This is a genomic window from Amycolatopsis sp. NPDC041971, assembly GCF_055588925.1.
In genome coordinates, this window is sequence record NZ_JBVJCE010000004.1 from 401,288 (window position 1) to 418,944 (window position 17,657).

At 68.7% G+C, this 17,657-nt stretch carries 16 protein-coding genes; 4 read left to right on the forward strand and 12 right to left on the reverse strand.

The features are described from left to right. The first annotated feature begins 210 nt into the window (after positions 1-210). A complete protein-coding gene (locus ACZ6DT_RS12600) occupies positions 211-1,419 on the forward strand; it encodes a 3,4-dihydroxy-2-butanone-4-phosphate synthase (RefSeq protein ID WP_465592897.1) in 1,209 nt (402 codons plus the stop codon). Beyond that, positions 1,419-1,844: a PaaI family thioesterase gene (locus ACZ6DT_RS12605; RefSeq protein WP_465592900.1), complete on the forward strand. Its 426-nt coding sequence runs from the start codon at positions 1,419-1,421 to the stop codon at positions 1,842-1,844. Before ACZ6DT_RS12600 ends, ACZ6DT_RS12605 begins: the two co-directional genes overlap by 1 nt. An 81-nt stretch (positions 1,845-1,925) precedes the next feature. Here ACZ6DT_RS12605 and pdxS read toward each other — a convergent pair whose 3' ends face one another. Further along, positions 1,926-2,840 (reverse strand): pyridoxal 5'-phosphate synthase lyase subunit PdxS, encoded by a 915-nt coding sequence (pdxS, locus tag ACZ6DT_RS12610; RefSeq protein WP_465592903.1) that lies wholly within the window; start codon positions 2,838-2,840, stop codon positions 1,926-1,928. Between the two features lie 190 nt (positions 2,841-3,030). Beyond that, complete coding sequence (locus ACZ6DT_RS12615; RefSeq protein ID WP_465592906.1) at positions 3,031-4,449, reverse strand: FAD-binding oxidoreductase; 1,419 nt, start codon at positions 4,447-4,449, stop codon at positions 3,031-3,033. Between the two features lie 163 nt (positions 4,450-4,612). On the opposite strand from ACZ6DT_RS12615, the gene ACZ6DT_RS12620 reads away from it, so the two are divergent. Further along, positions 4,613-6,721, forward strand: a complete 2,109-nt coding sequence (locus ACZ6DT_RS12620) for an elongation factor G-like protein EF-G2 (RefSeq protein WP_465592909.1) — start codon at positions 4,613-4,615, stop codon at positions 6,719-6,721. A 58-nt stretch (positions 6,722-6,779) separates the two neighbouring features. Here the strand turns inward: ACZ6DT_RS12620 and ACZ6DT_RS12625 are convergent, their stop codons facing one another. From ACZ6DT_RS12625 to ACZ6DT_RS12650, 6 genes are all read right to left on the reverse strand, one after another. Further along, the gene (locus tag ACZ6DT_RS12625; RefSeq protein ID WP_465592912.1) at positions 6,780-7,253 is read right to left on the reverse strand and encodes an XdhC family protein; all 474 of its coding nucleotides are present in this window, start codon (positions 7,251-7,253) and stop codon (positions 6,780-6,782) included. Positions 7,254-7,265: 12 nt separating this feature from the next. Beyond that, positions 7,266-7,748: an NUDIX hydrolase gene (locus ACZ6DT_RS12630; RefSeq protein ID WP_465592915.1), complete on the reverse strand. Its 483-nt coding sequence runs from the start codon at positions 7,746-7,748 to the stop codon at positions 7,266-7,268. Beyond that, positions 7,745-8,890: a glycosyltransferase family 4 protein gene (locus ACZ6DT_RS12635; protein ID WP_465592918.1), complete on the reverse strand. Its 1,146-nt coding sequence runs from the start codon at positions 8,888-8,890 to the stop codon at positions 7,745-7,747. The genes ACZ6DT_RS12630 and ACZ6DT_RS12635 overlap by 4 nt, the downstream gene beginning before the upstream one ends. A gap of 22 nt (positions 8,891-8,912) precedes the next feature. Further along, positions 8,913-9,830, reverse strand: a complete 918-nt coding sequence (locus ACZ6DT_RS12640) for a phosphatidylinositol mannoside acyltransferase (protein WP_465592920.1) — start codon at positions 9,828-9,830, stop codon at positions 8,913-8,915. Continuing rightward, positions 9,827-10,468: a phosphatidylinositol phosphate synthase gene (gene pgsA, locus ACZ6DT_RS12645; protein ID WP_125788059.1), complete on the reverse strand. Its 642-nt coding sequence runs from the start codon at positions 10,466-10,468 to the stop codon at positions 9,827-9,829. Before pgsA ends, ACZ6DT_RS12640 begins: the two co-directional genes overlap by 4 nt. Positions 10,469-10,570: 102 nt before the next feature. Next, the gene (locus ACZ6DT_RS12650) at positions 10,571-11,113 is read right to left on the reverse strand and encodes a MarR family winged helix-turn-helix transcriptional regulator (RefSeq protein ID WP_465592924.1); all 543 of its coding nucleotides are present in this window, start codon (positions 11,111-11,113) and stop codon (positions 10,571-10,573) included. A gap of 116 nt (positions 11,114-11,229) precedes the next feature. Between ACZ6DT_RS12650 and ACZ6DT_RS12655 the strand changes: the two genes are divergently transcribed. Continuing rightward, entirely contained in the window at positions 11,230-11,772 is a 543-nt protein-coding gene (locus ACZ6DT_RS12655; RefSeq protein ID WP_465592927.1) for a YceI family protein, read from the forward strand. A 96-nt stretch (positions 11,773-11,868) separates the two neighbouring features. On the opposite strand, the gene ACZ6DT_RS12660 is transcribed toward ACZ6DT_RS12655, so the two are convergent. The 4 genes from ACZ6DT_RS12660 to ACZ6DT_RS12675 form a co-directional block, all read right to left on the reverse strand. Beyond that, positions 11,869-12,405: an HIT family protein gene (locus ACZ6DT_RS12660; protein WP_465592930.1), complete on the reverse strand. Its 537-nt coding sequence runs from the start codon at positions 12,403-12,405 to the stop codon at positions 11,869-11,871. Next, the gene (gene thrS / locus ACZ6DT_RS12665; RefSeq protein ID WP_465592932.1) at positions 12,402-14,462 is read right to left on the reverse strand and encodes a threonine--tRNA ligase; all 2,061 of its coding nucleotides are present in this window, start codon (positions 14,460-14,462) and stop codon (positions 12,402-12,404) included. Before thrS ends, ACZ6DT_RS12660 begins: the two co-directional genes overlap by 4 nt. 138 nt (positions 14,463-14,600) lie before the next feature. Continuing rightward, positions 14,601-15,215, reverse strand: coding sequence for a malonic semialdehyde reductase (locus ACZ6DT_RS12670; RefSeq protein WP_410580733.1), 615 nt, complete (start codon positions 15,213-15,215; stop codon positions 14,601-14,603). A 108-nt stretch (positions 15,216-15,323) separates the two neighbouring features. After that, entirely contained in the window at positions 15,324-16,850 is a 1,527-nt protein-coding gene (locus tag ACZ6DT_RS12675; RefSeq protein WP_465592935.1) for a sugar transferase, read from the reverse strand. Between the last annotated feature and the right edge of the window lie 807 nt (positions 16,851-17,657).

Here is a 17,657-nt window from a genome sequence, read left to right on the forward strand (position 1 = left end):
CATCGCGTTTTCCCTCGAAGGCGATCCTCGATCCGGCTATGATCGACTCGTGGTGCGATTCCACGGTGTGGCCGTACAGCCGGCCGGTTCCGCCGAGGGGGTGGAACGACCCGGTGTGATTCCGGGGCCAGGCGGTGAAACCCCGCGTTCCCCGTGTCCGGCCGTCGCCGGGCTCTCCGGGGTACGGCCGTCAAAACGGGGTGTTGATCGATGTTCACTGGACGAATCGGCGAGCTGGGTGCCGTCGAACAGATCAAGGGCGACGTGCTGCGTGTGCGGGCGCCGAAGAGCGCGGACCGCGTCCACGACGGCGGATCGGCGTGCGTCAACGGGGTACGGCTCACCGTACGGCCGGCCGACGGCGTCTTGGAGGCGGTGCTCTCCGCGGAAACCCGTCGCCGGTCGACATTCGACACGCTCGCGGCCGGGGACGCTGTCAATATCGAGACGCCGCTTCAGGTCGGCGATCCGCTGGACGGACACCTGGTCCAGGGTTACGTCGACGCCGTCGGCAAGGTGATCCGGATCGACGACGAAGGCGGTGCCCGCCGGATCTGGCTCCGGCCTCCGCAGCGTCTGCTGGACAAGCTGCTCGCGAAGTCCCCGATCGCCCTCGACGGTGTCAGCGTGACCATCGCCGAGGTCCTGCGTGACCGGATTTCGGTCGTGCTGCTCCCGATGACCCGCTCGGCCACCACACTCGGCGACCTGAAGGCCGGAGACCGGGTGAACCTGGAGCTCGACCTGGTCGGCCGTTTGGTCGAGAAGGCGCCACCTTCGGCCGTGGGGAAGGCGTTGCCCCAGCTGCCGTGGGCCGGTCGCGTCGATGGACGCGCCGGCGTGGAGAAGGTACTGCGCCAGCTCGCCGCCGGTGGTGGTGTCGTCGTGTGGGATCCGGAAACCGAGGGCGAGGGCGACGTGATCTTCGCCGGCGCCCGGCTCCGCCCGGAGTCGTTCACCTTCCTGCTGACCGAGGTCTGCGGCTTTCCGGCGGTGCCGTGCGCGCCGGAAGTGCTGCGGCGCCTCGAAATCGCGCCGATGCCCGGCGAAGGCGACCGGCAGGGAACGGCGTGGTCGATACCGGTCGACCTGGCCGCGGGAACGGGCACCGGCGTATCCGCCGCCGAACGTGCCGCCACCGTGCGGAAGCTGGCCGATCCGGACGCGACGGCCAAGGACTTTCTGCGTCCTGGACACGTGTTCCCGCTCGCCGCCCGGCCGGGTCTGCTCGCCGAGCGGTCCGGGCACACCGAAGCGACAGTGGCGTTGTGCACCGCCGCCGGCCTCCCTCCGGTCGGTGTGTGCTGCGAAGTGATGAACCCCGACGGCAATATGGCTGGCAGCGCCGACCTCGAAGTCGCGGCGCTGCGCTGGGGAATGCCCATGGTGGATTTGGCCGATTTGAAAGCGTGGCTCTGATGACCGCACTGACCCTCGAAGACGCCCGCAAGGGCCTCGCCTCGCAACCGTTCAGCGTTCTGCTCGGAACCCGGGTGGCCTCATTCGGAAACGGCGCCGCGACCCTGGAACTCGACATCCGCGAAGACCTGTTGCAGCAGAACGGGTATCTCCACGGCGGGGTACTCGCCTATGCCGCGGACAACGCGATCACCTTCGCGGCCGGGACCACACTGGGCCCTGATGTTCTCACCGGCGGCTTCAGCATCAACTATCTGCGGCCGGCGAAAGGAATCCGGCTCGTGGCGGAGGCGCGGGTCCTGCACAGCGGCCGACGGCAGGCCACCTGCCGCTGTGATCTTCACGTGATCAGCGACGACGGAATCACGACGCTCAGTGCCGCGGCGCAAGGAAGCGTGATGACCAGGAACGGTCCCACCCGTTGATTCACGCGGCTTGATCTCAGCGGGACGGCCCGGCGCTCATCGAGGAGCGCCGGGCCGTGCCGTACAGGAGTCGAGTCGGGGTTACCAGCCGCGCTCGGCCAGCCGGTGCGGCTCGGGAACATCTGAAACATTGATCCCGACCATCGCTTCACCGAGACCACGCGAAACCTTGGCGATGACGTCCGGGTCGTCGTAGAACGTGGTGGCCTTGACGATCGCCTCGGCGCGCTGCGCCGGGTTGCCGGACTTGAAGATGCCGGAGCCGACGAACACGCCTTCGGCACCGAGCTGCATCATCATCGCGGCGTCGGCCGGGGTCGCGATACCGCCGGCGGTGAACAGCACGACCGGGAGCTTACCCTTCTCCGCGACCTCCTTGACGAGGTCGTACGGGGCTTGGAGTTCCTTCGCCGCAACGTAAAGCTCGTCCTCGGGCAGCGAGGAAAGGCGGCGCAGCTCCGCGCGGATCTTGCGCATATGCGTGGTCGCGTTCGAGACGTCGCCCGTGCCGGCCTCGCCCTTGGAGCGGATCATCGCCGCGCCCTCGTTGATGCGGCGCAGCGCCTCGCCGAGGTTGGTCGCACCACAGACGAAGGGCACGGTGAAGGCCCACTTGTCGATGTGGTTCTCGTAGTCGGCCGGGGTCAGCACCTCGGACTCGTCGATGTAGTCGACGCCGAGCGACTGAAGCAGCTGAGCCTCGACGAAGTGGCCGATGCGGGCCTTCGCCATGACGGGGATCGAAACGGCCTCGATGATGCCGTCGATCAGGTCCGGGTCGCTCATCCGGGCCACGCCGCCCTGCGCGCGGATGTCCGCGGGGACCCGCTCGAGTGCCATCACCGCGACGGCGCCGGCGTCCTCGGCGATCTTCGCCTGCTCGGCGGTGACCACGTCCATGATCACACCGCCCTTGAGCATCTCCGCCATCCCGCGCTTGACCCGGGCGGTGCCGGTGAGCGAGGTGGTGGCCGTGTTCGTGGAGTCGTCAGACACTGCTGGACCTTTCGGAAAACGCACGAGGTGGGGTGACGCCTTCGAGGGTAGGCCGCTTTTGGACCTCTGAAGCAGGCCAGTTCGCGGCGATTTCAGCAGTCCACTGGGTGATCTGGCCCGCATTTGGTCCTCTGGATGCGGTACTTGCGCGCGCAAGTACCGCATCCAGAGGACGAAATGCGAAAGGGGCCTAGCGGGCGAGGCCCTGATCGAAGGCGAACAGGCCGTCCGGGTCGTACTTCCGCGCCACCCGGCGCAGCCGCGGGAGACTGCCGCCGTAGTACGCCTTCGCCCAGTCCGGCATCTCCGGGTCGATGTAGTTGACGTACCCGGTCCGCCCGTACTCCCGGCCGAGTTCGTCCCGGACCAGGCCGATCGCCCGGCGCGCGGACGTCTCGCCGCCCTCCAGCCCACGGGTGATCTGGATGCTGCCCAGCGCCGACCGGTGTGGGAAGCACGACTCGCTCGACGGCACCCGCGCGATCGCGCCCCCGTACGCGTCCACGATCGAGTACAGCTGCGGATCGCTCGTCAGCAACGACGCCAGCGCGCCGGGGTCGGGCACCGGATGGGTCAGCATTCTCGAAGTGGCCACATACTTGCCGCGCTGGGCGACCGCGGCGGGGAACTCGGCCTCCTTGGCGAAAGTGCGCATCGTGGCGAGATGGCCCTGCTCGGTCACCTCGCGTTTGGTCGGCTGAGTGCCGACGCGGCGGACCAGATCATCCAGCAGCGGGTTCACCTGCGCGGCGGAGCCCACGAAGCAGCCACCGCAGTTCGCGGCCGTCGCGCCGAGGCCCATCCCGGACCACAGTTCGTCCGGCATCGCGGGCTGCCACTCCTGCCAGGCCGCGACCAGCGCGGCCAGGACGGCGGGCGGGAAGGTCAGGTTGAAGTTCGTCAGCGTCCTGGCCGCCGCCGTGCGGAACGTGAAGGACGTGACGATGCCGAAGTTGCCGCCACCCCCGTCGCGCAACGCCCACAACAGGTCCGGCGCGGTCTCCGCCGACACCAGGCGCAGTTTCCCGTCGGCGCCGACGAAGCGCACGGATTCCACGTTGTCGCAGGTCAGCCCGTACTTGCGGGCCAGCACGCCGATCCCGCCGCCGAGGGTCAGGCCCGCGATGCCAACCTGAGGGCAGCTGCCGACGGGCAGCGCACGGCCCGCCGCCGCCAACGCCTCGTACACCTGGCCGAGCCGCGCGCCCGCGCCGATCGCCACCCGGCCGCCGGGCAGGATCTCGACCGCGTTCAGCCGGGACAGGTCGACGACGAGCCCTCTGTCCACAATGGAATAGCCGGCGTAACTGTGCCCGCCCGAGCGTGCCGCGATCGGAATCCGCCGCCTGGCCGCGAAATCGACGCAATGCCGCACGTCGTCCTCGGTCGCGCAGACCGCGACACCGGCGGGCAGCCGATGGTCGTAAAGGCTGAAGAACCCGAGCCTCACTTCGTCGTAGCCGGGGTCGCCGGGCCGGAACAGCTCACCCGTCAGCCGGGCGCGCAACCGTTCCCACGGACCACCCCCCTCGGGGATCGCCGCGGGCGCCGCCGTGAGCACCGGAAGCGCGCCTGCCAGCCGTAACACCGTTCGTCTGTCGAGCTCCATCGCTCATCCCCCACCGTCGGATCGCCTCCGGGTGTCCGCCATCGAGCATAACGGCGTATCGACATTCGGGGGGTCCCTCGCCGGTCACCTTGCCGCGACGGCCGTCGCGGGTGTGTGATCGAGGACACACCTGTACGCGGCACCGTGTGGTGAGGAGACCGGCATGGCCGACAAACAGAGCAAGAACGGAGACTCCGGGGCCGCCGTCGCTGTGGACGACCCGGCGAAAGTACGCAACGTCGTCCTGGTCGGCCCGTCGGGATCGGGCAAGACGACACTCGCCGAAGCACTGCTCGCCGCCTCCGGCACGGTGACGCGGGCGGGCTCGGTCGTGGAGGGCACCACGGTGTGCGACCACGACCCCGCCGCGGTCCGGCAGCAGCGGTCGGTCGGTCTTTCGGTCGCGCCGGTACTGCACCAAGGCCACAAGATCAACCTCATCGACACCCCCGGGTACGCCGATTTCGTCGGCGAACTGCGGGCCGGGCTCCGGGCCGCCGACGCGGCGTTGTTCGTGGTCTGCGCGGCGGAAGGTGTCGACGCGGCCACGGTCGCGGTCTGGGAGGAGTGCGCGGCCGTCGGGATGCCGAGGGCGGTGATCGTCTCCCGGCTCGACCATCACCGCGCGGACCCCGAAGGCGAGATCGCGGCTTGCCAGGAAGCCTTCGGCGCCGGAGTCCTGCCGCTGTACCTCCCCGCTCGCGATGGGCTCGTCGGACTCATCACGCGCCGCTACTTCGACTACTCGAACGGCTTCCCACCCGAGGTCGGAGAGCCGGACGAGGCCGATCTCGCCCGGATGACCGAGGCGCGCGACGAACTGATCGAAGGGGTCATCGCCGAGAGCGAAGACGAGTCCCTGATGGACCGCTACCTCTCCGGCGAAGAGATCCCCGAGGACACGCTGATCACGGACCTCGAGACCGCCGTCACCCGCGGGTCCTTCCATCCGGTCATCCCGGTGTGCGCGACGACCGGGGTCGGGCTCGCCGAGGTCCTCGACGGGATCGTGCGCGCCTTCCCGTCACCGCTGGAGCACGTCCCGCCGAAGGTCACCTCGCCCACCGGCGAACCGCACGCCGATCTCCGCGCCGACCCCGACGGTCCGCTGGCCGCCGAGGTGGTCCGGACCGCTGTCGACTCTTACGTCGGCAGAGTGTCGCTGGTGCGGGTGTTCTCCGGGACGCTTCGACCCGAACGGCCGGTGCACGTCTCGGGCCACGGTCTCGCCGAACGCGGCCACGAGGATCACGACGCCGACGAACGGGTCGCGCATCTGTACTCACCGCTCGGGGCGAACCTGCGCGAAGTCCCGTACTGCGTCGCGGGCGACCTCTGCGCGCTCACCAAGGTCGGTTCGGCGGAAACGGGTGACACCGTCTCCTCACCCGAGGACCCGCTGATCATGAAACCGTGGGCGATGCCGGAACCGCTGCTGCCGGTCGCCGTCGTCGCGAAGACGCGCAGCGACGAGGACACCTTGGCGCGCAACCTTTCCCGGCTCGTCGCCGGTGACCCGACGCTCCGGCTGGACCGCAACGCCGAGACCAACCAGCTTGTGCTGTGGTGCATGGGCGAGGCGCACGCCGACGTCGTGCTGTCGCGGCTGCGCGCGGGAGGCGCCGACGTGGGCACCGAGCCCGTCCGCATCAGCCTGCGTTCGACCTTCGCCGGACCGAGCCGCGGGCACGGAAGGCACGTCAAACAGTCCGGCGGCCACGGCCAGTTCGCCGTCTGCGACATCGAAGTCCAGCCGCTGCCGAGGGGTTCGGGCTTCGAGTTCGTGGACAAGGTCGTCGGTGGCTCGGTACCCCACCAGTTCATCCCGAGTGTCGAAAAGGGCGTCCGAGCCCAGGCACAGCGAGGGATCGTCGACGGCCATCCGCTGATCGACATCCGGGTGAGCCTCGTCGACGGCAAGGCGCACAGCGTCGACTCGTCGGACGCCGCGTTCCAGACGGCGGGCGCGCTGGCACTGAAGGAGGCCGCCGCGGCGGGCAAGATCGCGCTGCTCGAACCACTCGAAGAGGTGGCGGTGCGGCTTCCGGACGAGCACTTGGGCACCGTGCTGGGCGACCTCTCGTCCCGGCGCGGCCGCGTACTCGGCACCGAATCGGGTGAAGGCGGCCGCACCGTCATCCGCGCCGAGGTGCCCGCGGCCGAACTCCTCCGCTACGCCATCGACCTGCGCTCACTGACCTCGGGCACGGCGACGTTCACCCGCAGGCACGCCCGGTTCGAGCCGATGCCGGAAGGAGCGGTGGCCCACTGAGCCCGCGTTTAGTCCTCTGAATGCGCTTCATGCGCACGCAAGCACCGCATTCAGAGGACTAAACGCGGGGTGACGGGAATTCGAAGCCGCCGGAGCGTCCGTTCCGGTCGGCCAGCAGACCGGCCAGGGTGGCGATGGCGATTTCGGGCGGGGTGCGCGAGCCGATGTTCAGCCCGACCGGGCGATGCACACGGGCGATCTCCTGGTCGGGAACCTCCAGCGCCTTGAGCGCTGCGACGTGCGGGCCGGCATGGCGCGGATTGCCGAGCACCCCGATCCATCGAGTCGGACGGTCCAGCACGGCCTTGAGCACGTCGCCGAGTTCGGGCCGGTTGTGGTCGGTGACGACGACATCGGCGTCCGTGCCGAGTTCCGGCATCGTCGTGACGGCCTCCAAGCCGTTCTCGACGTCTGTCACCCGGGCCCCGTCCGGGTCGAACAACGCCGCCCGATAGCCGAGATCCTTGCCGTAGCGCAGGAGGAACGACGCCACCGGCGTCGCGAACACAGCCACCAGCAACCGCTCGCTCATGGGTTCGTCCTCCTACAGATCGGGCTCGGCGATCTCGAAGTACTCCGGAAGCCGGGCCGTCCCGGCGAGACCGAAGTACCGGACCTTTCGCCGCCGCCGCAGATGCAGGGTGTCCCGGACGGCGTCGTTGTGCACGCGCCGCGAGATGACGACGCGGTGTTCGGCGTCGGTCAGCTCCTCGGCCAGTGGCGGTGGCAGGGACGCGCGGTCGACCCGCGCCAGCCGCAGCGTCAGTTCGCTTTCTTCGGCTTCCCGGTCCTGCCTCGGCGCCCGCTCGGCACGCTCGGCCAACGCACGCAGTTCCTCGTCGCCCAGGATCGCTGCGGCCGCCCTGGTGACGACGGCGCGCCGCGCGAGGGCCGCGTCGAGCGCCGCCCAGCCCGCGTCCGTACGGACGTGCAGCCGGTCCAGCCGGTTCGCCGTCGCGAGCAGGAACAGCCCGCCCAGCACCACTATCGCGGCCACCAGACCGCCGATCCACACCCAGGCCGTCATCGGCTGAACTCGCGTTCGCCCGCGCCGACCCGGCGGGGATCGGCGGCGATCGCCGCCTCGTACACGCGCAGCACCTGCGTGGTGACCACGGACCAGTCGAACATCGCGACCCGCTCCCCCGCGGCCGCCGCCAGCGACACCCGGCGAGCCGGGTCTCCGAGAAGCTCACGCAATCCGCCGGCCAGCGCCGCCGCGTCGCCGGTCTCGGTCAGCAGCCCGGCCTTGCCGTCGTCGAGCACCCGGCGGAACGAGTCGAGGTCGCTGGCCAGAACGGGGGTCCCCGCCGCCATCGCCTCGGTGAGGATCATCCCGAAGCTCTCGCCGCCGGTGTTCGGCGCGCAGTAGACGTCGACGCTGCGCAGTGCCCGCGCCTTCGTCTCGTCGTCGACCTGGCCCAGCAGGTCGATATGCGGCGCGAGCTCCGGCCCGGCCTCGCGCCGGAGCTGACCGGCGTCGCCGCGCCCGACGACCAGCAAGCGCAGCTCCTCGAACTCCGGCAGCAGCATCCGCAACGCCTCCAGCAGCACCCCCATCCCCTTGCGGGACTCGGTGTACCGCCCGACGAAGCCGACCGTGCCACCCGCTCGCGGATAGCCGTCCAGCGGGAGCGCCCGGGAGAAGAAGTCGACGTCGACGCCGTTGGGCACCTCGACCGCGTCCCCGCCGGAGTGCTCGACCTGGACCCGGCGGGCCAGCGCCGACACCGCGATCCGCGCGGTGATCTTCTCCAGCAGCGGGCGCAGCACCGGCTGGAACGCCGCCAGCGTGCGCGAACGCGTCGTCGCGGCGTGGAAGGTCGCCACGATCGGGCCGTCCGCGACCTTCAGCGCCAGCAGGGAAAGACTCGGCGCGGCAGGCTCGTGCAGGTGCAGGACGTCGAAGTCGCCATCGCGGATCCACCGCCGCACCCTCGAGTAGGACACCGGCCCGAACTGCAACCGCGCGACCGAGCCGTTGTACGGGATGCCGAGCGCTTTTCCGGCGGGGACGACGAAATCCGGGACGTCGGAGTCCTCGTCCGCCGGAGCGAGGACCGAGACCTGGTGCCCGCGCGCCAGCAGCGCCTTCGCGAGATCGATGACGTGCCCCTGCACTCCACCCGGCACGTCGAACGAATACGGGCAGACGATCCCGATCTTCATGACCCGCGCCTGAGGCATCGGCTCAGCTCGCTTCGCCGAGCTCGGCCTGTTCCCCGGCTTCGAGATCGGAGAGCCAGAACTTCTGCATCATGTGCCAGTCGGCCGGATGCGCGGCGATGTCCCCGGCGAAGATGTCCGCCAGCGCCTGGGTGGCCGCCGGGACCTCGGATCGGTTCGTGACCCGGATCCGCGGATGCAGCCGGATCTGCCAGCCGTCCTCGGTGAACCAGCAGCCCGCCGGGATCAGCGCGGCGCCGGTGGTGGCGGCCAGCCTGGCGGGACCGCCCGGCATCCGGGTCTGCTCGCCGAAGAACTTGACGGGTACGCCGGAATTCGTCAGGTCCCTGTCACCCACCAGGCAGATCGCCTTGTTCTCACGCAGCCGCTTGAGCAGCACGCGCATCGCGGAGCTGTCACCGGTCAACGGCACGATCTCGAAGCCGAGAGACTCCCGGTAGGACACGAACCGCTGGTACAGCGATTCGGGTTTCAGCCGCTCCGCGACCGTGGTGAAACCGCCGAGGTAATCCGCGAGCCACACGCCCGCCGCGTCCCAGTTCCCGCTGTGCGGCAACGCCATCACCGCGCCGTTGCCCTCGGCGAGGGCGGCGTCGAGGTTCTCCACGCCGGTGATCGACTGGGCGACCTTGCGGCTGACCTCCTTGTGGTCCATCGAGGGCAGCCGGAACATCTCGTGCCAGTAGCGCGCGTAGGAACGCATCGCGCGGCGGGTCAGTTCGTCGAGTTCGACGCCGTCGGCCTGCGGCACCACTCTGGCCAGATTGCGCCGCAACTGGCGAACGCCACCGCCGTCCCGCCGGACGGCGAGGTCGGCGCCCAGTCCGAAGGTCACCGCGCCTGCCGACTCCGGCAACCAGCGCGCGAGCCGCCAGCCCACCGCGTAGCCGAAGTCACTGAGCCGCTGGGAGAACCCGCTCATGCCCCACCCTCCGCGGCGGGTGGCCCGGCCGCTTTGGCGGCCCTCGCCGCCTTGGCCACCGCGGCCGTCCGCTGCAGCAGGGTGATCACCGAAAGCACCGCGAGCAGCCAGAGCGTGATGTCCACGGTGTACGGAACGCCCAAACCGTGCAGTCCGGTTCCCACGAGGGCGATGATCAGCCGTTCCGCGCGCTCGACGAGCCCGCCGTCGGCCTCCAGCCCGGAAGCCTCGGCACGCGCCTTGACGTACGAGATGACCTGCGCGAGCACCAGGCAGATCAACGCGGCGGCCGCGGCCGGGCGGTTGTCGTCGTGGACGAAGCACCACCAGGCGATCGCGGCGAACAACGCGCCGTCGACCAGTCTGTCGCAGGTGGCGTCGAGGACGGCCCCGAACGCCGTGCCGTACCCGCGGGCGCGGGCCATCGCGCCGTCGAGCAGGTCCAGCATCGCGAAGCCCCAGACGGTGAACGTGCCCCACAGCAGCATGTCGTTGGGGAAGAACGCGAGCGCGCAGAGCACCGCCCCGGCCGTGCCGATGACGGTCATCGCGTTCGGGGTCAGCCCGGCGCGCACGAGCACCTTCCCCATGGGGTCGGTGACGCGGGAAACGGAGGCGCGCGCGAAAATGTTGAGCATCGGTTCTTCAGGTGCACCTAAGCAGCAGGGTCGGGTGGCCGCCCGAAGCCTATCCACCCGCACCGACGTCTGTCGTCGTGCCCGCCCTGGAGCGGCTCCCGGTCAGTCCGCTCGGGCCAGTCCAGCGGGCTCCTCGAGGTCTGCGAGCGTCCCTTCCCGCAGCGCCAGTTCCGCCTCGGCGGCGGCACATTTCGGCGACAACCGCGCCAGCACAGCAGCGCTGATTTCGCCGAGCGCCGTCACCTGTTCGGGGGTCAGTGGGTCGAAGAGGCTCTCACGGACGGCCTCGACGTGCCCGGGCGCGGCCTCCGCAAGCGCGGCGAAACCGGCGGGGGTGAGCACCGCCCAGGAACCGCGTTTGTCGGTGGGACAGGACTCACGGCGCACCCAGCCGTTCGCCTCGAGCCGCGCGACCGCGTGCGAAAGCCTGCTGCGCGACGCCTTGCGCGCATCGGCGAGTTCACTCATCCGAAGTCGCCTGTCCGGCGCCTCGGACAGGGCGACGAGCACTTCGTAGTAGGTGTGGGGCATGCCCGCCTCGTGCTGAAGCTGGCCCTCCAGATGCGCTTGCAGCATCCGCGTGGCCGCGGAGAAGTCGCGCCAGACTTTTTGCTCCTCGTCAGAGAGCCATCGGGGTTCGGACATACCACCATTCTACTCCTGGTTGAACGCTCAACAAAATTGCGCTACAGTCATGGTTGAGCGCTCAACGAGCTGAGGGTTCACCACAGCCGCACACAGACTTTTGGAGATCGACTCTCATGACCACCACCGAGATCCCCGGCTACGTCGCAGGCAAGTGGACGATCGACACCGCCCACTCCGACATCGCCTACACCGTGAAGCACCTCGGCCTGGCGAAGTCCCGTGGCAACTTCACCGCCTTCACCGGCGAGGTCGTCACCGCCGACAACATCCTCGACTCCTCGGTCACCGTCGAGATCGACGCGTCGTCGGTCGCCAGTGGCGTCGACGGGCGTGACACGCACCTCAAGTCCGAGGACTTCTTCCACGTCGACGAGCACCCGGTCATCACCTTCCGCTCGACCGGCATCCGCGAGGACGGCGGCGACTACGTCATCGACGGTGAGCTCACCTGGCGCGGCAAGACCGTCCCGGTCTCGCTCGAGGCCGAGTTCAACGGCATCGGCACCAACCCGGCCAACGACAACGCCACCACTCTCGGCGTCTCGGCCGGCGCCACCGTGAACCGCCGCGACTTCGGCATCGGCCCGGAGGGCAACGCCTTCCTGTCCGAGAAGGTCAAGATCGACATCGAGCTTCAGGCCGCGCTGAACGCCTGATGCCCTCCCGCATTTCGTCCTCTGGATGCGGTAGTTGCACGTGCAAGGACCGCATCCAGAGGACGAAATGCCATCGCAGGCCTGGCCGAGCCGGAGTTACCAGGCATCCGCCAGCAGGTGCCGCGTCTCCCCCAGCAACTGCGGCAGCACCTTCGTATGCCCGATCACCGGCATGAAGTTCGCGTCGCCGCCCCACCTCGGCACCACGTGCTGGTGCAGATGCGCGGCGATTCCCGCGCCGGCGATCACGCCCTGGTTCATCCCGATGTTGAACCCGTGCGCCGAGGACACCTCGCGGATCACCCGCATCGCGCGCTGGGTGAACTCCGCCACCTCGACGGTCTCTTCCGCCGTCAGGTCCGTGTAGTCCGCGACGTGACGGTACGGCACGGCCATCAGGTGGCCGGGGTTGTACGGGTACAGGTTCAGCACCGCGTACACCGTCTTTCCGCGCGCGAGGATCAGCGCGTCCTCGTCACTCTTCTCGGGGAGACGGCAGAACGGGCAGCCCTCATCGGGTCTCTTCGACCCCTGCACATAGGCGAGCCGGTGCGGGGTCCACAGGCGCTGCAACGCGTCCTGGACCCCCACACCGTCCTGTCCGACGACTTCAGGGCCATCGGGGCCCGTCACCGGAGGACCGCCTCCAAGCCCGCCACGGTCGGCGAGGAGTTCTCACGGCGCTGGACCCAGCCGGCGATCGCCTCGACGGCGTCGGCCACCGGGACCCCGTTGATCTGGCCACCGTCGCGGAACCGGAACGACACCGCGCCCGCCTCGACGTCCTTCGCGCCCGCCAGGAGCATGAAGGGCACCTTCTGCGTGGTGTGAGTGCGGATCTTCTTCTGCATCCGGTCGTCGCTCGCGTCGACGTTGGCCCGGATCCCCTTGGCGCGCAATGCCTTCTCGACGCCGCGCAGATGCTCGACCTGGTCCTCGGTGATCGGGATGCCGACCACCTGGACGGGCGAAAGCCACGCCGGGAACGCGCCCGCGTAGTGCTCGGTCAGCACGCCGAAGAACCGCTCGATCGAGCCGAACAGCGCGCGGTGGATCATCACCGGACGCTGACGGCTGCCGTCGCCCGCGGTGTACTCCAGTTCGAACTTCTCGGGCAGCATGAAGTCCAGCTGGATGGTCGACATCTGCCAGGTGCGGCCCAGGGCGTCCTTCGCCTGCACGGAGATCTTCGGCCCGTAGAACGCGGCGCCGCCCGGATCCGGCACGAGCTCCAGCCCGGAGTCCACGGCGGCGGTGCGCAGCACCTCGGTCGCCTCGGCCCAGACCTCTTCGGACCCGATGTACTTCTCTTCGTTCCGAGTGGACAGTTCGAGGTAGAAATCGTCGAGGCCGTAGTCGCGCAACAGGTTCAACACGAAGTCCAAAAGGGACTTCAGCTCACCGGGGACCTGCTCCAGGGTGCAGAAGATGTGCGCGTCGTCCTGCGTCATACCGCGCACGCGGGTCAGGCCGTGGATCACGCCGGACTTCTCGTAGCGGTACACGGAGCCGAACTCGAACATCCGCAGCGGCAGTTCCCGGTAGGAACGTCCGCGCGACCGGAAGATCAGGTCGTGGAACGGGCAGTTCATCGGCTTGAGGTAGTAGTCCTGGCCGGGTTTGCGGACCGAACCGTCCTCGTTGTGCTCGGCGTCGAGGTGCATCGCCGGGTACATGCCGTCGCGGTACCAGTCGAGGTGACCGGAGGTCTCGAACAGCGCGCCCTTGGTGATATGCGGCGAGTAGACGAAGTCGTACCCGGCTTCGACGTGCCGCTGCCGCGAGTAGTTCTCCATCTCCTGCCGGATGATCCCGCCCTTGGGGTGGAACACCGGCAGCCCCGAACCGATCTCATCGGGGAAGGAGAACAGGTCCAGTTCGACACCGAGCTTACGGTGGTCGCGCCGCTCGGCCTCGGCGAGACGCTCCAGGTAGACGTCCTGCGCTTCGGCGGATTCCCAAGCGGTGCCGTAGATCCGCTGCAGCTGCGGGTTCTTGTCGTCACCGCGCCAGTACGCGGCGGCGACGCGGGTGAGCTTGAACGCCGGGATGAACTTGGTGGTCGGCACGTGCGGGCCTCGGCAGAGGTCGCTCCACACGCGCTCCTTGGTGCGCGGGTCGAGGTTGTCGTAGATGGTCAGCTCGCCGCCGCCGACCTCCATCACCTCACTGGTGTCCACATCGGACTTGATGTCGACGAGCTCCAGCTTGAACGGCTCGTCCGCCAGTTCCTTCTTGGCCTCGTCGACCGAGTCGAAGACGCGGCGGGAGAACTGCTGCGCGCCCTTCACGATCTGCTTCATGCGCTTTTCGAGCGCCTGCAGATCTTCCGGAGTGAACGGGGTGTCGACGGCGAAGTCGTAGTAGAAGCCGTCCTTGACCGGCGGCCCGATGCCGAGCTTGGCCTGCGGGAACTGCTGCTGCACTGCCTGGGCGAGCACGTGGGCGGCCGAGTGGCGGATGACGCTGCGGCCGTCCTCGGTGTGGGCGGCGACGGCCTCCACCTCGACCTCGGAGTCCGGCGCCCAGGAGAGATCGCGGAGGTTCCCCGAGGCGTCGCGCACGACGACGATCGTGTCCGGTCCCTTGGTCGGCAGCCCGGCTTCGCGGACCGCGGTGCCCGCCGTAGTGCCCGCCGGCACCACCACGCGCGGGGCGGTTGCGGCTGCTACTGACGACGGCTGGGACACGATGGACTCCTCGCGGTGATGGCGGATGGTTCCCGTGATGTTAGTCGTCAGGTGCGGCGCGGCTCACGCGCATTACCTCTAACAGCACGAAGGCCTCCTTCCCATCGGAAGAAGGCCTTCGCGTATCGCGGGACGAGGTCAGACGGTCTCGACGACCTCGTCGAAGTCCAGCCGCGGCAGGCGGTCGAACCAGGGGTTGTCGCCCGGCTTGCCGACGTTGATCACAACGAGGGACTTCCACGGCTTGTCCGCGAAGAACTCCTTGTCGATGCCCTCGGCGTCGAAGCCGGTCATCGGGCCGGCGGCCAGCCCGGCGGCGCGGACGCCGATGATGAAGTAGCCGACCTGCAGCAGCGCGTTGAGCTTGGCGGTTTCGACGCGGCCCGCCTCGTCGGCGAACAGGTCCTTGGCGCCCGGGAAGTGCGGGAAGGTGCGCGGCAGGTTCTCGTGGAACTCGGTGTCGGCGGCCAGCACGACGGTCACGGGCGCGGCCTCGGTCTTGGCGCGGTTGCCCTCCGCCATCAGCGGGGCGAGGCGCTTCTTGCCCTCTTCGGTGCGGATCACCAGCGCGCGCAGCGGCTGGTTGTTCATCGACGTCGGAGCCCATTTGACCAGCTCGTAGATCGCACGGATCTGCTCGTCGGTCACCGGCTCGTCGCTGAAGTTGTTCGCGGTGCGGGCCTCGCGGAACAACAGGTCCTGAACGTCCTGCGGGAGATTCAAGGCTTCGGTCGGCTCAACGCTGGTGGTCATGGGTGGATCTTCCTTCCGTACGCGTCCTGTACCCGTCCCAACCTAGTTGAGCGCTGAACTATTTCTCGTTCAACTATCGTCGCGTGTGGGGCCGGTCACAGCAACGCGTCAGTAAGCTCCTCGCCCCTGCACCACGGCACGGAAGGTCTTCCAGAGGATCACCAGGTCGAGCGCGAGAGACCAGTCCTCGACGTAACGCAGGTCGAGCCGGATGCTCTCGGCCCAGCTGAGGTCGCTGCGGCCGCTGACCTGCCAGAGCCCGGTCAGCCCCGGTTTGACCAACAGACGACGGCGTGCGTCGGGAGCGTACTTCGCGGTCTCCTCCGGCAGCGGCGGGCGAGGGCCGACGAGCGACATCCGCCCGCTCACGACGTTGAGCAACTGCGGCAGTTCGTCCAGCGAGTACCGGCGAAGCAGGCCTCCGACCCGCGTGATCCGCGGATCCTTGCGCATCTTGAACAACGGGCCCGCGCCTTCGTTGTCCGCCTGGAGATCCCGCTTGAGCTTGTCGGCGTTCGTCACCATCGTGCGGAACTTCAGCATCGTGAAGGTGTGGCCGTCCCGGCCGACGCGCCGCTGCCGGTAGATCACCGGTCCGCGATCGTCGAGTTTGATCGCGACCGCGATCACCAGCAGCAGCGGGGAGACGAAGCTGAGGAGCAGGGCGGAGCCGAACCGGTCGAGTGCCTCCTTGACCAGGCGGCGGCCGCCGGTGAACATCGGCGCGGTGACCCGCAGCAGCGGCATGCCGAGCACACCGGAGACGTTCAGCCGGGGACCGGCGACCTCCATCAGCACCGGCGCGACCACCATTTCGGCGGACGTGCCTTCGAGGTCCCAGGCGAGCCGCTGCAGACGTTTCGGATTCCAGTGCTGATCGGCGGTCACGGCGACCACCCGGTAGCCACCGCGGCGGACATGGCCCGCGAGGTCGTCCAGCTTCCCGACGACCGGGACGCCTTCCACCTCACCGCTCCCCCGCTCCGCGCCGGCGCCGGAGTACGTGCAGACGGCTTCGACCCGCCAGCCGACATGGGGATCGGCCTTGGTACGGGCGATCAGGTCGGCGACCGTGTCGGGGCTTCCGGCCGCGAGCACCGGCAGCAGGCATTCACCGAGCCGTCTGCGCCGGTGCAGCACCTGTCTCAGCGCGTACCGCTGCAGGAACATGAAGACCGAGATCATCGGGACGATGATGAAGACCCAGGGCTGCACGGCGAGCGCGCCGAAGAGAAGGCCGCCCAGCGCGACGAGGACAGCCGTGGTCACCAGGCCCCGGCCCAGCGTCCGATACTCCTCCGCGCCTTCGCCCAGCACGCGCGGACTCCAGGCACGGCAGACCGACAACCCGAACAGGAAGGCCGCGGCGGTACCGAGAGCGTGCATGTCGTGCGGATCTGATCGATCGATCAAGAAGGCGCTCATCACGATGAGCACGAACGCGGTGAAAACGTCACTACCGATGACCCAGGCGCGGTAGCGCGATTCCCAAGCCGCGTACGGCGGCCGCGCCGACGTGGCGTCGACCGCGGCGGCATCGCCCGCACCCCGTCGCGGAGCGGGCGGGATCGACTGGAGGTCGATGTGCTGCGGCGTCCCCTTGACGGTGGACGACGGCCGCATCGACTCTTCCATCAGACCTCCCGGAGTGGGAATTCCCGAACGCCGGATCAACACGCTGAGTAAATGAGAGCGATTTCGAAGAGTGATCGATTCTCAAGGTCCTTCAGCGGCCAATGGGGCGACACACGCCAAGGTATCGGCCACTCTCCGGCCATCGTTACAAGGGTTTCCAGTCACACCCTGCCCCGGCATCCGGCAAATGAATGGCCTGGTGATAACAAGATGATGACGATGCGTAATAGACCGTATCCGCCGAACAACTACGCAAAGTAGTCACGAATTCCCGGCTTTCGCGGCCACTTGGAGCACCGCGTCCCCGATCGGCCGATCGGCGCGGAAAACTCCACAGTGGACGGTCTTGGGAAGTCGGCCCCCGGGCCGGTCCATTGTGGATTTCACGACCCCGGAGCACCACGGCTCGCCGGACCCGTTCACCGCACGCGGACCTACCTTGTCAATCGGTCACCGGAGTGGTGTTTCGTCACATCACGCCAGCATCACGGCGACCCCGCCGCCGGAGCCGGACGGGTGAGCGGCCCGGCCATGCCCCAGGTCACTTTCTTCATGGTCTGAACCTTTCGTCGGCCGCCGCGTGCCGAGAATCACAAAGATGTCTCAGCGGCCGGACGATGCGACACTTTCGCGAAGTGACATGCGGTTCTGGACGAATGTCCACATCGGCCGGAAGAGCGGGCTTCGTCGATCTCCGAACCGGCGGCACAACGCGACCCCGGCCATACCCGAGGGATTCAGCCGCGCCGACCGCGATCTCCGCGACGGCAGAAGTACCGCCCCCACATAACCCGCGTCCGACCTGGG

Excerpts from the sequence above, each read along its gene's own strand:
- ACZ6DT_RS12600 (WP_465592897.1), top strand. The coding sequence starts at position 211 with ATGTTCACTGGACGAATCGGCGAGCTGGGTGCCGTCGAACAGATCAAG.
- ACZ6DT_RS12605 (WP_465592900.1), top strand. The coding sequence starts at position 1,419 with ATGACCGCACTGACCCTCGAAGACGCCCGCAAGGGCCTCGCCTCGCAA.
- ACZ6DT_RS12615 (WP_465592906.1), bottom strand. The coding sequence starts at position 4,449 with ATGGAGCTCGACAGACGAACGGTGTTACGGCTGGCAGGCGCGCTTCCG.
- ACZ6DT_RS12620 (WP_465592909.1), top strand. The coding sequence starts at position 4,613 with ATGGCCGACAAACAGAGCAAGAACGGAGACTCCGGGGCCGCCGTCGCT.
- ACZ6DT_RS12625 (WP_465592912.1), bottom strand. The coding sequence starts at position 7,253 with ATGAGCGAGCGGTTGCTGGTGGCTGTGTTCGCGACGCCGGTGGCGTCG.
- ACZ6DT_RS12630 (WP_465592915.1), bottom strand. The coding sequence starts at position 7,748 with ATGACGGCCTGGGTGTGGATCGGCGGTCTGGTGGCCGCGATAGTGGTG.
- ACZ6DT_RS12635 (WP_465592918.1), bottom strand. The coding sequence starts at position 8,890 with ATGAAGATCGGGATCGTCTGCCCGTATTCGTTCGACGTGCCGGGTGGA.
- ACZ6DT_RS12640 (WP_465592920.1), bottom strand. The coding sequence starts at position 9,830 with ATGAGCGGGTTCTCCCAGCGGCTCAGTGACTTCGGCTACGCGGTGGGC.
- pgsA (WP_125788059.1), bottom strand. The coding sequence starts at position 10,468 with ATGCTCAACATTTTCGCGCGCGCCTCCGTTTCCCGCGTCACCGACCCC.
- ACZ6DT_RS12650 (WP_465592924.1), bottom strand. The coding sequence starts at position 11,113 with ATGTCCGAACCCCGATGGCTCTCTGACGAGGAGCAAAAAGTCTGGCGC.
- ACZ6DT_RS12655 (WP_465592927.1), top strand. The coding sequence starts at position 11,230 with ATGACCACCACCGAGATCCCCGGCTACGTCGCAGGCAAGTGGACGATC.
- ACZ6DT_RS12670 (WP_410580733.1), bottom strand. The coding sequence starts at position 15,215 with ATGACCACCAGCGTTGAGCCGACCGAAGCCTTGAATCTCCCGCAGGAC.
- ACZ6DT_RS12675 (WP_465592935.1), bottom strand. The coding sequence starts at position 16,850 with ATGGAAGAGTCGATGCGGCCGTCGTCCACCGTCAAGGGGACGCCGCAG.